Annotated in this window: 13 protein-coding genes; 3 read left to right on the top strand and 10 right to left on the bottom strand. The window is 55.4% G+C overall.

Annotation, left to right across the window (positions count from 1 at the left end):
• Window positions 1-35: 35 nt before the first annotated feature.
• The 4 genes from SK54_RS18595 to xseB all read right to left on the bottom strand — a co-directional run bounded on the left by SK54_RS18595 (window position 36) and on the right by xseB (window position 4,102).
• Window positions 36-1,010 (bottom strand): aldo/keto reductase, encoded by a 975-nt coding sequence (locus tag SK54_RS18595; protein ID WP_023296014.1) that lies wholly within the window; start codon window positions 1,008-1,010, stop codon window positions 36-38.
• 62 nt (window positions 1,011-1,072) lie between these two features.
• Complete coding sequence (gene dxs / locus SK54_RS18590) at window positions 1,073-2,935, bottom strand: 1-deoxy-D-xylulose-5-phosphate synthase (RefSeq protein ID WP_015571294.1); 1,863 nt, start codon at window positions 2,933-2,935, stop codon at window positions 1,073-1,075.
• Window positions 2,936-2,959: 24 nt separating this feature from the next.
• Window positions 2,960-3,859, bottom strand: a complete 900-nt coding sequence (gene ispA, locus SK54_RS18585; protein WP_017383172.1) for a (2E,6E)-farnesyl diphosphate synthase — start codon at window positions 3,857-3,859, stop codon at window positions 2,960-2,962.
• Window positions 3,860-4,102, bottom strand: a complete 243-nt coding sequence (gene xseB, locus SK54_RS18580) for an exodeoxyribonuclease VII small subunit (protein WP_003859094.1) — start codon at window positions 4,100-4,102, stop codon at window positions 3,860-3,862.
• A 178-nt stretch (window positions 4,103-4,280) separates the two neighbouring features.
• On the opposite strand from xseB, the gene thiI reads away from it, so the two are divergent.
• Together thiI and SK54_RS18570 are read left to right on the top strand one after the other, a co-directional pair.
• Window positions 4,281-5,729, top strand: coding sequence for a tRNA uracil 4-sulfurtransferase ThiI (gene thiI, locus SK54_RS18575; protein ID WP_006809903.1), 1,449 nt, complete (start codon window positions 4,281-4,283; stop codon window positions 5,727-5,729).
• Window positions 5,730-5,798: 69 nt separating this feature from the next.
• Window positions 5,799-6,533: a GntR family transcriptional regulator gene (locus SK54_RS18570; RefSeq protein WP_017383174.1), complete on the top strand. Its 735-nt coding sequence runs from the start codon at window positions 5,799-5,801 to the stop codon at window positions 6,531-6,533.
• Window positions 6,534-6,559: 26 nt separating this feature from the next.
• Here SK54_RS18570 and SK54_RS18565 read toward each other — a convergent pair whose 3' ends face one another.
• The 5 genes from SK54_RS18565 to panE all read right to left on the bottom strand — a co-directional run bounded on the left by SK54_RS18565 (window position 6,560) and on the right by panE (window position 11,653).
• The gene (locus SK54_RS18565; protein ID WP_023303188.1) at window positions 6,560-7,282 is read right to left on the bottom strand and encodes a glucosamine-6-phosphate deaminase; all 723 of its coding nucleotides are present in this window, start codon (window positions 7,280-7,282) and stop codon (window positions 6,560-6,562) included.
• Window positions 7,279-8,604 carry a 6-phospho-beta-glucosidase gene (locus SK54_RS18560; protein WP_015571289.1) on the bottom strand — a complete coding sequence of 442 codons (1,326 nt, stop codon included), beginning with the start codon at window positions 8,602-8,604 and terminating at the stop codon, window positions 7,279-7,281. The genes SK54_RS18565 and SK54_RS18560 overlap by 4 nt, the downstream gene beginning before the upstream one ends.
• Before the next feature lie 12 nt (window positions 8,605-8,616).
• Complete coding sequence (locus SK54_RS18555) at window positions 8,617-9,885, bottom strand: PTS sugar transporter subunit IIC (RefSeq protein ID WP_017694419.1); 1,269 nt, start codon at window positions 9,883-9,885, stop codon at window positions 8,617-8,619.
• A 300-nt stretch (window positions 9,886-10,185) separates the two neighbouring features.
• The gene (gene yajL / locus SK54_RS18550; RefSeq protein ID WP_015571288.1) at window positions 10,186-10,779 is read right to left on the bottom strand and encodes a protein deglycase YajL; all 594 of its coding nucleotides are present in this window, start codon (window positions 10,777-10,779) and stop codon (window positions 10,186-10,188) included.
• Complete coding sequence (gene panE / locus SK54_RS18545) at window positions 10,742-11,653, bottom strand: 2-dehydropantoate 2-reductase (protein ID WP_023296020.1); 912 nt, start codon at window positions 11,651-11,653, stop codon at window positions 10,742-10,744. Before panE ends, yajL begins: the two co-directional genes overlap by 38 nt.
• Window positions 11,654-11,778: 125 nt before the next feature.
• Between panE and SK54_RS18540 the strand changes: the two genes are divergently transcribed.
• Entirely contained in the window at window positions 11,779-12,270 is a 492-nt protein-coding gene (locus SK54_RS18540) for a YajQ family cyclic di-GMP-binding protein (RefSeq protein WP_017383179.1), read from the top strand.
• A 32-nt stretch (window positions 12,271-12,302) separates the two neighbouring features.
• Here the strand turns inward: SK54_RS18540 and SK54_RS18535 are convergent, their stop codons facing one another.
• A complete protein-coding gene (locus SK54_RS18535) occupies window positions 12,303-13,664 on the bottom strand; it encodes an MFS transporter (protein WP_017694418.1) in 1,362 nt (453 codons plus the stop codon).
• Window positions 13,665-13,668: the final 4 nt, after the last annotated feature.

Raw genomic sequence — 13,668 nt, 5'->3', positions numbered from 1 at the left:
GGCCGGGTAAGGCGAAGCCGCCACCCGGTAAGCGTTTATTTAAACCCTACCACCGGATGCTGCTGATACGGCGTCTCCAGCTCGGCAATCTGCTCCGGCGTCAACGATAAGTCCACCGCACTCAACAACTCATCCAGCTGTTCTTCCCGCGACGTGCCCACAATCGGCGCGGCGACACCGCGCTTGCTCAGCAGCCACGCCAGCGCCACCTGCGCGCGCGTTGCACCGATATCGTCGGCGATCCCGGCTAAGCGTTCGGCAATTAACGCATCGCTGGCTTCTGTATCGTCATACAGGTTTTTACCCACTTCATCCGATACCAGCCGGGCGGTAGTTTCCCCCCACGGACGGGTTAACCTTCCGCGCGCCAGCGGGCTCCACGGGATCACCGCCACGCCTTCCTGGTAGCAGAGCGGCAGCATCTCGCGCTCTTCTTCCCGGTAAATCAGGTTGTAGTGATCCTGCATAGTGACAAAGCGCGCCCAGCCGTGCTGCGCCTGGAGATCGAGCGCCTGGGCAAACTGTGAGGCATGCATGGACGATGCGCCGATGTAGCGCGCTTTACCGGCTTTCACAACGTCGTTTAACGCTTCAAGCGTCTCTTCGATCGGGGTGTTGTAATCCCAGCGGTGGATTTGCAGCAGGTCGACGTAATCCATGTTCAGGCGTCTGAGGCTGTCATCAATGGAACGCAGGATCTGCGCGCGAGAAAGGCCTTCCGCCAGATCGCCTGACGGGTAGTACACCTTAGTGGCGACCACAATATCATCACGACGGGCAAAATCTCGCAGGGCGCGGCCGACAATCTCTTCGCTGCTGCCGTCTGAGTAGCTGTTGGCGGTATCGAAGAAGTTGATGCCGCCGTCAATGGCGCGCTTGATGATAGGGCGGCTGCTCTCTTCCGGCAGCGTCCAGGCATGATTTCCCCGGTCAGGCTCGCCAAACGTCATGCATCCCAGGCAAAGCCGGGACACCTTAAGGTCCGTTTTTCCTAATGTCGTGTATTGCATGGTTCCGCTCCTGCTGTTTAAACAATACGTTTAAGCATAGCAGGAGCAGAAAAGGGGAGGGATCAGGCCAGCCAGGTGCGGATTTTAGCTTCGATACCGGCGGCGTCCAGACCAATGTCGGCGCGCGCCTCATCCTGGGTGCCTTGCGGGATGAAGTGGTCAGGGAGGCCGAGATTAAGCACCGGAACGGCTTTACGGTTCGCCATAAGCACTTCGTTCACGCCGCTACCCGCTCCACCCATGATGGCGTTCTCTTCCAGCGTGACCAGAACGTCATGGCTTTCCGCCATGCTCAGAATCAGAGATTCATCGAGCGGCTTCACGAAGCGCATATCGACCAGCGTCGCATTCAGGTTTTCAGCGACTTTTGCCGCTTCCGGCATCAACGTACCAAAGTTCAGGATCGCCACTTTTTCACCACGGCGTTTCACCAGACCTTTACCGATATCCAGTTTTTCCAGCGGCTGTAATTCAACGCCAAGGGCATTACCGCGCGGATAACGTACCGCGCAGGGGCCGTCCTGATAGTGGTAACCGGTATACAGCATCTGACGACACTCGTTTTCGTCGCTTGGCGTCATGATCACCATATCAGGGATGCAGCGCAGGAAGGAGAGATCAAACGCGCCCTGGTGCGTCTGGCCATCAGCCCCCACAATGCCCGCGCGATCGATAGCAAACAGCACAGGCAGCTTCTGAATGGCAACGTCATGGATAACCTGATCGTAGGCGCGTTGCAGGAAGGTAGAGTAGATCGCTACCACCGGCTTGTAGCCGCCAATCGCCAGGCCCGCAGCAAAGGTTACCGCGTGCTGCTCGGCGATAGCCACGTCGAAATACTGGTCCGGGTATTTTTTGGAAAACTCCACCATGCCGGAGCCTTCACGCATGGCAGGCGTCACCGCCATCAGCATGTTGTCTTTCGCCGCCGTTTCGCACAGCCAGTCGCCAAAGATTTTTGAGTAGCTCGGCATCCCGCCGCTGCTTTTCGGCAGGCAGCCGCTGGTATGGTCGAACTTAGGCACCGCGTGGAAGGTGATCGGATCTTTTTCCGCCGGTTCGTAACCACGCCCTTTTTTGGTCATGATATGCAGGAACTGCGGGCCTTTCAGGTCGCGCATGTTTTTAAGCGTCGTCACCAGGCCCAGCACATCGTGGCCGTCCACTGGGCCAATATAGTTAAAGCCCAGCTCTTCGAACAGCGTACCCGGCACGACCATGCCTTTGATGTGTTCTTCGGTACGCTTAAGCAGCTCTTTAATCGGCGGTACGCCGGAGAAGACTTTTTTACCACCTTCACGCAGTGAGGAGTAAAGCTTGCCGGACAGCAGCTGCGCCAGATGGTTATTCAGCGCGCCGACGTTCTCGGAGATCGACATTTCGTTATCGTTGAGGATCACCAGCATGTCCGGTTTGATATCGCCCGCGTGGTTCATGGCCTCAAAGGCCATCCCGGCGGTGATCGCCCCGTCGCCAATCACGCAGACGGTGCGGCGTTGTTTATTCTCTTTTTCGGCGGCAACGGCAATACCAATGCCCGCAGAAATGGAGGTGGAAGAGTGGCCGACGCTTAACACATCATATTCACTCTCGCCGCGCCACGGGAACGGGTGCAGGCCCCCTTTCTGGCGAATGGTGCCAATTTTATCGCGACGTCCGGTCAGAATTTTGTGCGGATAGGCCTGGTGGCCTACATCCCAGATCAGCTGATCGAACGGCGTGTTATAGACGTAATGCAACGCCACGGTCAGCTCAACCGTGCCAAGTCCGGAGGCGAAGTGGCCGCTGGAGCGGCTAACGCTGTCGAGCAGGTAGCGACGCAGCTCGTCACACAGCTTCGGCAGACTCTCTTTCGGCAACAGACGTAACTCCTGAGTGGAGTCAACTAACGCCAGTGTCGGGTATTTGGCAATATCAAAACTCATCAAAGGCTCATCGAGATTTATAGTTTATTTATCACGCTGGATTATGTAGTCCGCTAGCGCTTCCAGTGCCGAGGTATCCAGCGATTGCGCGGCCAGCTCATTCAGCGACCGGCGGGCATCGTCTATCAGATCCCGGGCTTTACGTTGGGCATGCTCAAGGCCCAACAGGGCGGGGTAGGTACTTTTGCCAAGCTGCTGATCCGCACCCTGACGTTTTCCCAATGTTGCAGTATCGCCCACCACATCCAGAATGTCATCCTGAACCTGGAATGCCAGACCGATACTTTCTGCGTATCTGTCCAGAACCGGCAGGGCTTTACGCCCGCGTTCACCCGCGCTCAGCGCGCCCAGGCGAACGGCTGCACGAATCAGTGCGCCCGTTTTGTGACGGTGGATGCGCTCCAGCTGTTCCAGAGTAACCTGACGACCTTCAGCCTCCAAATCCAGCGCCTGGCCGCCGCACATCCCGGCGACGCCGCTGGCCATTGCCAGTTCGGACACCATTGCCAGACGATCGCGATCGCTCACCTCAACCATCGGCGCATCGCTCAGAATGGAGAAGGCCAGGGTTTGCAGCGCATCCCCCGCCAGAATGGCATTCGCTTCGCCAAATTTGATATGGCAGGTTGGCTGACCGCGACGCAGATCGTCATCGTCCATGGCCGGCAAATCATCGTGGATCAGCGAATAGGCGTGGATACACTCCACGGCGGCTGCCGGGGCGTCCAGCGTGTTATCGCTGATACCGAACATATTGCCCGTGGCATACACCAGGAACGGACGCAGGCGTTTACCCCCCAAGAGTGCGCCATAGTGCATGGCTTCAACCAGTGGAGTGTTCTGAAAAGGCTGCGGCTCAATGAATCGGCGCAGCGCATCGTTGGCGCGGATGACGCGCGCCTGAAGCGCGTTGGAAAAATCCATTTACTCGGCGTCCGGTGTGAATGGCGTGGTTTTAGCGTCTTCGCTGTCGGAAAGCAGGATCTGCACACGCTGCTCGGCCTGCTGGAGTTTTACCTGCCCCTGGCGCGCGAGCTGCACGCCGCGTTCAAATTCGTTGAGCGCGTCTTCCAGCGGGAGATCGCCGCTCTCAAGACGGGTAACGATCTGCTCCAGTTCACTCAGCGCAGTTTCGAAACTGGCCGGTGCGTCGTTTTTCTTCGGCATAGTGAATTGACTCTTAAATTTTTCGCCCTGACATGGTAACGGACTCGGGGCAATTATCAAATAACGCGAGTGGCGCGATGGTGGTATACTTGCGCGCCTGGATGCAGCCACGGGTGTGGGCTGCTGTATCATTTTCCACTACAAGCCTTTATAAGCTTGCCTAAGAAACATTGCCGCCATGAAGTTTATCATTAAATTGTTCCCTGAAATCACCATCAAAAGCCAATCCGTGCGTTTGCGCTTTATTAAAATTCTCACCGGGAACATTCGTAACGTATTAAAACACTACGACGAAACGCTCGCCGTGGTGCGTCACTGGGACCACGTAGAAGTCCGCGCGAAAGACGAAAACAAACGTCTTGATATTCGCGACGCGCTGACCCGTATCCCGGGTATTCACCATATTCTGGAAGTGGAAGACGTTCCCTTCACCGATATGCACGATATCTTCGAAAAGGCGCTGGTGCAGTACCGCGACCAGATCGAAGGGAAAACGTTCTGCGTGCGCGTGAAGCGCCGGGGTAAGCATGAGTTTAGCTCTATTGAGGTTGAGCGCTACGTCGGTGGTGGTCTGAACCAGCACGTTGAAACGGCGCGCGTGCGCCTGACTAACCCGGACGTCACCGTTAACCTTGAGATCGAAAACGATCGCCTGCTGCTGGTCAAGGGCCGTTACGAAGGTATTGGCGGTTTCCCTATCGGCACTCAGGAAGATGTGCTGTCGCTGATCTCCGGCGGGTTCGACTCCGGCGTGTCCAGCTATATGCTGATGCGTCGTGGCTGCCGCGTGCACTACTGCTTCTTTAACCTGGGCGGCGCGGCGCATGAAATCGGCGTACGTCAGGTGGCGCATTACCTGTGGAACCGCTTCGGCAGCTCTCACCGCGTGCGTTTTGTGGCGATCAACTTTGAGCCGGTGGTCGGCGAAATCCTCGAAAAAGTGGACGACGGCCAGATGGGCGTGGTGCTGAAGCGTATGATGGTGCGTGCGGCGTCCAAAGTGGCTGAGCGCTACGGCGTGCAGGCGCTGGTCACCGGTGAAGCGCTGGGGCAGGTCTCCAGCCAGACGCTGACTAACCTGCGTCTTATCGATAACGTGTCTGATACGCTGATCCTGCGTCCGCTGATCTCTCACGATAAAGAGCACATCATCGATCTGGCGCGTAAAATAGGTACTGAAGATTTTGCCCGCACCATGCCGGAATATTGCGGTGTGATCTCAAAAAGTCCAACCATCAAAGCGGTGAAGGCGAAGATCGAAGCGGAAGAAGAGAACTTCGATTTCAGCATCCTGGAAAAAGTGGTGGCGGAAGCGTCCAACATCGATATCCGTGAGATCGCTCAGCAGACCGAGCAGGAAGTGGTTGAGGTGGAGACGGTCAGCGGCTTCGGTGCTAACGATACGATTCTGGATATCCGTTCTGTTGATGAGCAGGATGACAAGCCGTTGCAGGTGGAAGGCGTCGAGGTGGTTTCGCTGCCGTTCTACAAGCTGAGCACCCAGTTTGGCGATCTCGACCAGAGCAAAACGTATCTGCTGTGGTGCGAACGTGGGGTCATGAGCCGTTTGCAGGCGCTGTATCTGCGTGAGCAGGGCTTCGCGAACGTGAAGGTGTATCGCCCGTAGTTTCTCGCCCGGTGGCGCGAGCGCTACCGGGCCTGCGATTCTATGCTCTTTTTGGCCGGGTAATCGACAATGGAAAAAAAACATAAGTACTGGGAAATCAAAGAGAGAATCAAAAAAGATATTCTCAATGAAGTCTACAAAAAGGGCGAAAGCATTCCGTCGGAGCGCGATCTTGCCGGTATTTATGACGTTACGCGCGTAACGGTTCAGAAAGCCATGGCGATGCTGGTACAGGAAGGGTATATCGAGCGTATCCACGGCAAGGGCATGTTTGTTTTAAAGAATACTGCCAGCAATATTTACATTCTGAATAATGAAAAGAGTGACAGTATTCTCGGGTTTTCCCGTGAATTTCAGGGGCGGGTCAACGTAACCAGCCGCTTGCTGACGTTGACGACCCTTCACGCCGACGCGGCGCTGGCACAGCACCTCGAAATTGCGCAGGGTGATGATGTCTGGTTTATTCGCCGTATCCGTTTACTGGACGGACAGCCGGTGTTAATTGAAGACAGCAATATTCCTCACAAGGTGGTTGCCACTGTTCCGCAGGCTATTCTCGAAGAGGGATCGCTGTATGGCTATATTGAAGACTTTACCGGTAAGAAAATCAGCGACGCCGATTCACTGATTGAAGCGGATCTTTTTGATGAGGAGCTGGCGGCCCATCTCAATATTCTGCCAGGCCAGCCGATGTTGAAAATTACCGAAGTCACGCGCCTCGATGACGGTAGAGCATTTAACTTCTCCATCAGCTACAACCGGGCAGATATTTTCCGCGTCAAGAATATGCATATCAAACGATAACAGGCGCATCAGCGCCTGTTTCTCTTTTACAGCTTAGCGGCTGCCGCTTTATCGACAATGATCCTTAACCGTGGGTGCGGCTTTAGCAGCGTCGCGGGAACCGCCGGGTCCGGTGCGGAATTGACGGTTGTTGCGATGATGTCGGCTTTTTTCTCGCCGCTTGCCATCAAAATAATGGCCCGTGAAGCCAGGATAGTCTTCATCCCCAGCGAAATGCCCTGACGGATATGACGCTGCTGGCCGAAGTATTTAACCGAAACGGCCTGCGTCACCGCATCCAGGTCCACGATGTGGCAACCGGTATCGAGGGCGGCGCCCGGTTCATTGAAGCCGATATGGCCGTTCATACCGATCCCCAACACAATGATGTCAGGCCCACCGTGGGCCGTAATAAAGTTATCCACACGCTGACACTCTTCCTCGGGGGATTGCGTCAGGCCATCAAAGAAACAGATCTGATCGTCGCGCAGGGCCAGGTGGCTGAAGAAATGGCCCCATACCATCTCCCGGCAGCTGCCTTTATCGGCCTGACCGAGCCCCAGCCACTCATCCAGGCCAACAAATGCCGCACGGGAAAAATCGACCTTACCCTGTTTGCTGGCGTGCACCAGCGCGGCAAAAACGCCCAGCGGCGTATCTCCACCCGCGATGCAAATCAGCGCATCGGGTTTTTGCGTAACGGTTTCAATGACCGCTTTCGCCACGGCGTCACTCAGCGCCGCATAATCGTCTGTCTGTTCTACGTTCATTGTGCGTCCTTACGTTTAGCATACTGGGGTAAATAACGGTGGTTGACCTCAAGATATTCATTAAGGATCTGTTCTGCCGCGGCGGCAGAAGGCACAAGGGGATTTACGCTCAGCGCCAGCAGCGCCGTGTCGTAATTTCCAGTGACAGCGGCCTCAACGGTGAGCTCTTCATAGGCCTTCACGCTCTGGATCAGGCCGCGGATCTTCACGGGCAGCCTGCCATAGGCGAGGGGATGCGCGCCGTTTCGGTCGATCATGGCGTTGGTTTCCAGCGTAACGTGATCCGGCAGATCGGGTGTTGTGCCCCTGTTAGGAACATTTACGACGTGGATCTCTTTTTTATCGTTATAAATAGCGCTGATGATCGAGCATGCAGTATCGGAGTACCAGGCGCCTCCGCGCTGCTCCAGCTCTTTCGGCTTGTGCGCGAGATGGGGGTCCTGATAAAGCGTAAAAAGCCGTTGCTCAATTTCGCGCGTCTGCTCGCCGCGGGTTCCCTTAGTATTTGCATCGCGCAGCGCGGCGTCGGTCATCTCGCGGGTCAAAAAATAGTATTTGAGGTAGGAGATAGGGTACATGTGGAGTGCCCTGGCAAAGCGGGCACTAAACCCAATGTCCGGTATATTTTTCAGGGAGTTATTTGCGCTGCCCTCGGCCAGTTTTTCAATAAAGTCGTCGGTATAATCCTCTCCCTTGAGGAAAATTTGGTCGGCAAAAATAAGATGGTTCAGACCAATAATGCGTGCGTAAACGTCCGACTTCTGCACGCCGTAGGCTTTGGCGATGTCCATCATCATGCTATTTGCGCCACTGCAAATGCCTATGGTCCGAATGGCCGAGTGGCGGGTGATTGCCTCGGTGACAATCCCGGCCGGGTTGGTGAAGTTAATCAGCCAGCCGTTCGGGCACCATCTTTCCATGTCCTTACAGATATCCAGCAGGACCGGGATCGTGCGTTGAGCTTTCATAAACCCGCCGGGACCTGTCGTCTCTTGCCCCAGAACGCCGTATTTTAGCGGGATTTTTTCATCGTTGATGCGGGCATCAAGAAAGCCGACACGCAGCTGCGTGGTGACAAAATCGGCATCTTTCAGCGCCTCTTCCCGATCGAGCGTCAGGTGGATATTCATTGGGAGCCCGGCTTCAGCTACCATGCGCTGGGCCAGCTTTCCGACAATCTCCAGCTTCTCTTTTCCCTCTTCAATATCCAGCAAATAATAATCGGTGACCGGCAGCTCTGCGTAGCGTTTGATAAAACCGTCGATCAATTCTGGCGTGTAGCTGGAGCCGCCGCCAATAGTGACAACCTTGAGCTTTTTCATCGTGGTTCCTTTTTACAAGATGGGGTCGGAAAGCGTGTCCGCGTTGCGGCGGGCATTCTCTTCGGCCGCTTCGGTTTCAAGTTGTTTGCGCTCGGCCAGTTTGAAAAACGGCAGCCAGACCAGGGCGGAAATAACCAGCGTGCAGACGGACCAGATCACGGCAGGGATATTGCCGCCGGTCACGAACCATGCGGCGAAAATCGGCGGCATGGTCCAGGGGATCTGTAAGACGGGGCGACCAATGATGTCGAAGTACATCAGCGACCAGGTTGAGATGCACAGGATCATCGGCGTCAGGGTAAACGGGATCATCAGCAGTGGGTTGAAGACTATCGGGCAACCGAAAATGACAGGTTCGTTAATACAAAATATCGCGGAGGGCAGGGAGAGCTTGCCCACTGATTTGTACAGCCGACTGCGGGAACGCAGCATGGCAATGACCAGCCCCATGGTCGCGCCCGTTCCGCCCAGGCACATAAAGACGATATAAAACCCGTCGGCGGTAATATGGGGAATGGGCTGATGATGCAGATAGGCCTGAGTATTTTCAGCGATGTATTTCAGGAAAATGGGACTGGTGATGCCGGAAAGCACGTTGTCGCCATGTATGCCGCAGCACCACAGCAGCGAAATCAGAAAAATAAGCACCAGCATGCCCGGCAGCGAACCGAGGCCGGAGACGAGCGGGCTGAGCAGCAGGGTGAAGAAGTGGTTGATATCAAAATTCAGGATGACCCGAATCAGCCAGATCAGAGTGATTGCTACCGCGGCGGGGATCAGGCTCGCAAAAGATTGCGCCACGGCAGGAGGCACGCCCTCCGGCAGGGTGATCACGACGTTGTGCCGGATAAAAAATCGCACGATGTGCACCGTCAAAATCGCCAGGATGATGGCAGAAAACAGCCCCGCCGCACCAAGATTGTCAACGTTGAGCTGATAGCTGTCGTTGAGTTGCGCCAGTAAGAAAACCACCAGCGTGACTATGCAGCAGGTGATAGCGTTGAGGTTGTACTCCTTCGCGAGGTTGTAGCTGATACCCACCGCAGAAATCAGCCCTATTGCACCAAAGGTAACGCCCACCGGGGCGCTGAGCTTTTCGGCAAACGGGCCAAGCCATTCACTCCAGCCGGGTATCGGTAGATTGGCGAGAATGAGAAACAGGCTACCGGTGATGGTGAAGGGTAAGGTCAGCGCAATACCGTTGCGCACGGCGACCAGTATTTTATTTTCGCCTACGCGAATCAGTACAGGAATGACTCTGTGCTCAAGAAATGTAATCACATTGCTTACTCCAGAAGAGATTTCTGCTCTCCCGCCGCTGTTGATGTTATCAGGCTTTGCTGGCGGATTTTTAAACTGGTATATACCAGTTGAATGCAGTTTTTCACGGTTCTTTTAGCCTGTCAAACAGGCATGCAATGCGGTGCGGATTTGATTATTTGTCTGAAAATAAAGGGTTTTTGAAAGGGTAAAACGGTGGGGAGACGCTTCAGGGCAGGAAAATGAATCGCAGAACTGTGACGCTGGCTGCACTATTTCTGTAGGGCAGACGGGCCAGCGCGTTGCCAGCCCGGGAGGACATCAGGCTTCGTAGAAATTATAAATCCCCGCCGCCATCACCAGCGATGACGCCACTTCGTACGCTTTTTCGCGCCCGACCAGCAGGTCAATAATCTTCAGGCCAAAATCAATGGCGGTGCCCGGCCCCTGGCTGGTGAGCAGGTTAACGCGCGGATCCCAGACCACGCGTTTATCCACCCACTGGTCTTCCGGAATTGTGTCCTTCAGGCCAGGAAAGCCGGTCATATTCCCGATGGGGAAAATGTCGTGCGGAACCAGCACCGTACCTGCGGCCGCACAGATTGCCGCGACGATACGCCCGGAAAGATGAAACTGACGAACGGTTTCAACCAGCAGCGGGCTGTCGCGGAAACACTCTGCACCCTTCAGCCCACCCGGCAAAACGATCATGTCGTAATCACCGTCCGCCACCTGTACAAGCGGTGCATCCGCCAGGATCTTCACCCCACGCGAGCAGGTAATCGCCAGACTTCCGTCGCTGGCGACGCTGGCGGTAGTAACCTTAATACCACCACGCACCATCAAATCAATGGTGGTGACCGCTTCTGTCTCTTCGCTACCAGGGGCGAGGCATACCAGTGCCGATGCGCTCATACTCACTCTCCTTTCGTTTTACTAACTCAAACAGACGGCTGTTTTCCGCAACGGTAATACCGTGTGCCCGGGCGCGTTTTAACAGATAACCGGTAATGTAATCAATTTCGGTATGCCGCATAGCCCGGATATCCTGCAACATTGAGGAGATATTTTCTGCCGTACTCTCAATGACCTGGTCGACATAATAACGTAAATCGGACTCTGAGGTGTGGTAGCCTTCGCGTTCAATGACGGCGGCAACTTCCCGGCAAATCAGCGCTACCCGATCGGGATGCTTGCGCAGCTCACCGTTAGGGCAATCCAGCAGGGCGGTCAGCGGATTGATCGCGCAGTTGACCGCCAGTTTGCGCCACAGTTCCGCGCGAATGTTATTGTGCCAGGCGACGTCAGGCAGCGTGCTTTGCAGGGTATCCGCAAGATAGCTGTAATCGCCGGGCTGTTCACGCGCAGGACCGATATGGGTGATACCACTGGCAACATGGATAATGACGTTACCGTCGCGACGTGCCGCGTGGGTGGTTGTCCCCATCAGCAGCGGTTGCCGGACAGATTTTAGCTCTTCAATGGTACCCATACCGTTGTGAATCAGCAGGATTGGCGTGCTTTCAGGTAACTGGGCGGCCAGGCTTTTCACCGCATCGGAGACCTGCCAGGCCTTCAGCGTGACCAGCAGCAAATCGCTGGTGGCAAGAAATTCCGGATCGTTTGCCGTCAAAGACTCGTTGAAAATTGAACCGTCTGTACCAATTACGTTCACACTGCAATAGGGCTGGGGAATTCGCAGCCAGCCCTGAACGTCGTGTCCCTGTTTGCATAGCGCTGTAAGCCAGAGTTGGCCAAGGGCTCCGCATCCAAGCACTGTTACTTTCATCGTTCCTCCTCACCTGCAACGGCGCCAGGTGCTATGACGCTAAGTATAGCGCCATCAGCTAAGCTTCTCGTTATGCCTCGTTGCGGGTATTATGCAACGCAACAAAAATGAAGGGAGAAGAAAAGATGCCATCTTTCGATATTGTTTCTGAAGTTGATTTGCAGGAAGCGCGTAACGGCGTAGAAAATGCTGTCCGTGAGGTTGAGTCACGTTTCGATTTTCGTGGCGTTGAGGCGACCATTGAACTGAACGACGCGAACAAGACGATCAAAGTCCTGAGCGAGTCTGATTTCCAGGTCAACCAGTTGCTGGATATCCTGCGCGCCAAGCTGCTCAAGCGCGGCATTGAAGGGACCTCACTCGATGTACCGGAAGATTTTGTTCACAGCGGCAAAACCTGGTTTGTGGAAGCGAAGCTGAAGCAGGGGATTGAGAGCGCGGTACAGAAAAAAATCGTTAAGCTTATCAAAGACAGTAAGCTCAAAGTGCAGGCGCAGATCCAGGGTGAAGAGATCCGCGTGACCGGAAAATCCCGTGATGACCTGCAATCCGTGATGGCGCTGGTGCGTGGCGGCGATCTCGGTCAGCCATTCCAGTTTAAAAACTTCCGCGATTAAGACAATCATGCCCGGCTAAACCGGGCATTTTTTCAGGCCTTCAGCGCCTGCTCCACCTCAAAGCGGTTAGTCACTTTGCTGTCAATTTTGACATACGCACTGCGCTCTTCCGGGACAATCAGCACTTCGCTCACGCCCTCTGTCGCTTCCAGACGCTGTTTTAACGCGTCACCGATTGCCACGTCATCGGGAATTTCTACCCGCAGGCTACTTACATAGCGCGGCTCTTTCATGGTGCTGGCAACAAACAGCCAGAGCATCGCCAGCAGCGCACCGGCGAGGAAAACGGTCTGGGAGTCAAACAGACCGTCCACCCAGCCGCCGAGCGACCCGCCGATCGCCACGCCGAGAAACTGGCTGGTGGAGTAAATGCCCATCGCGGTGCCTTTGTATCCTGCCGGAGACTCTTTGCTGATAAGCGACGGCAGCAGGGCTTCCATCAGATTAAACGCCAGGAAGAACAGCTGTACGCCGGCGATCAGTTCCCAGAAATGCGGGCCAGCGCCCCACAGCACAATCTCGGCAATCAGCAATAACGCCACGCAGCCCACGAAGACGCGTTTCATTTTGCGCTTCACTTCGGCGTAAATAATGAAGGGCACAACGGAGACAAACGAGATCAGCATTGTGACCAGATAAATTTTCCAGTGCTCTGCCGCCGGGAAACCGGCTGCGGCAAGTTGACCCGGCAGGGCGACGAAGGTGGACATCAGCAGAATGTGCAGGCACATAATGCCGAAGTTCAGCTTAAGCAGGCGCGGCTCGGCGATGACTTTGCTGAAGCAGCCTTTCACCATCCCGGATTCACGGTTGAGGACGTGGTTTTTACTGTCAGGCACAACCCACAGCGTGAGTGCGATCCCGATGGTCGCCAGCACCGCAATCATCCAGAACAGGGCGTGCAGGCCGAGCGCATGAGTGATGACAGGCCCCAGCACCATGGCAATGGCAAACGTGACGCCGAAGCTGACGCCGATAAACGCCATGGCTTTGGTGCGGTTTTGCTCGCGGGTTAAGTCTGACAGCAGCGCCATCACGGCGGCGGCAATCGCCCCGGAACCTTGCAGGGCGCGCCCAAGAATAATTCCCCAGATGGAGTGGGAGAGGGCGGCGATGATGCTGCCAAGTACAAACACCAGCAGCCCGCCGACAATCAGCGGTTTGCGACCCACGCGGTCGGAGAGCAGGCCAAAGGGGATCTGGAATATCGCCTGCGCCAGGCCGTAGATACCAATCGCCAGACCAATCAGCGCTTCGCTGGCACCCTGTAACGCCATGCCATATGTGGTCAGAACGGGCAGGACCATAAACATGCCAAGCATCCGCAGCGAGAAAACAGTCCCTAAACCCCAGGTCGCACGCAGTTCGCCTGGCGTCATTTTATAATCGTTCATTACC

Origin of the sequence: Enterobacter sp. MGH120, from assembly GCF_001037725.1 — a bacterium.
Taxonomy (GTDB): Bacteria; Pseudomonadota; Gammaproteobacteria; order Enterobacterales; family Enterobacteriaceae; genus Enterobacter; species Enterobacter hormaechei_C.
This window is presented reverse-complemented; position numbering and strand designations above follow the sequence as displayed.

What these genes read in the sequence shown, in the direction of transcription:
- SK54_RS18595 (WP_023296014.1), bottom strand. Translation starts at nt 1,010, where the DNA reads ATGCAATACACGACATTAGGAAAAACGGACCTTAAGGTGTCCCGGCTT.
- dxs (WP_015571294.1), bottom strand. Translation starts at nt 2,935, where the DNA reads ATGAGTTTTGATATTGCCAAATACCCGACACTGGCGTTAGTTGACTCC.
- ispA (WP_017383172.1), bottom strand. Translation starts at nt 3,859, where the DNA reads ATGGATTTTTCCAACGCGCTTCAGGCGCGCGTCATCCGCGCCAACGAT.
- xseB (WP_003859094.1), bottom strand. Translation starts at nt 4,102, where the DNA reads ATGCCGAAGAAAAACGACGCACCGGCCAGTTTCGAAACTGCGCTGAGT.
- thiI (WP_006809903.1), top strand. Translation starts at nt 4,281, where the DNA reads ATGAAGTTTATCATTAAATTGTTCCCTGAAATCACCATCAAAAGCCAA.
- SK54_RS18570 (WP_017383174.1), top strand. Translation starts at nt 5,799, where the DNA reads ATGGAAAAAAAACATAAGTACTGGGAAATCAAAGAGAGAATCAAAAAA.
- SK54_RS18565 (WP_023303188.1), bottom strand. Translation starts at nt 7,282, where the DNA reads ATGAACGTAGAACAGACAGACGATTATGCGGCGCTGAGTGACGCCGTG.
- SK54_RS18560 (WP_015571289.1), bottom strand. Translation starts at nt 8,604, where the DNA reads ATGAAAAAGCTCAAGGTTGTCACTATTGGCGGCGGCTCCAGCTACACG.
- yajL (WP_015571288.1), bottom strand. Translation starts at nt 10,779, where the DNA reads ATGAGCGCATCGGCACTGGTATGCCTCGCCCCTGGTAGCGAAGAGACA.
- panE (WP_023296020.1), bottom strand. Translation starts at nt 11,653, where the DNA reads ATGAAAGTAACAGTGCTTGGATGCGGAGCCCTTGGCCAACTCTGGCTT.
- SK54_RS18540 (WP_017383179.1), top strand. Translation starts at nt 11,779, where the DNA reads ATGCCATCTTTCGATATTGTTTCTGAAGTTGATTTGCAGGAAGCGCGT.
- SK54_RS18535 (WP_017694418.1), bottom strand. Translation starts at nt 13,664, where the DNA reads ATGAACGATTATAAAATGACGCCAGGCGAACTGCGTGCGACCTGGGGT.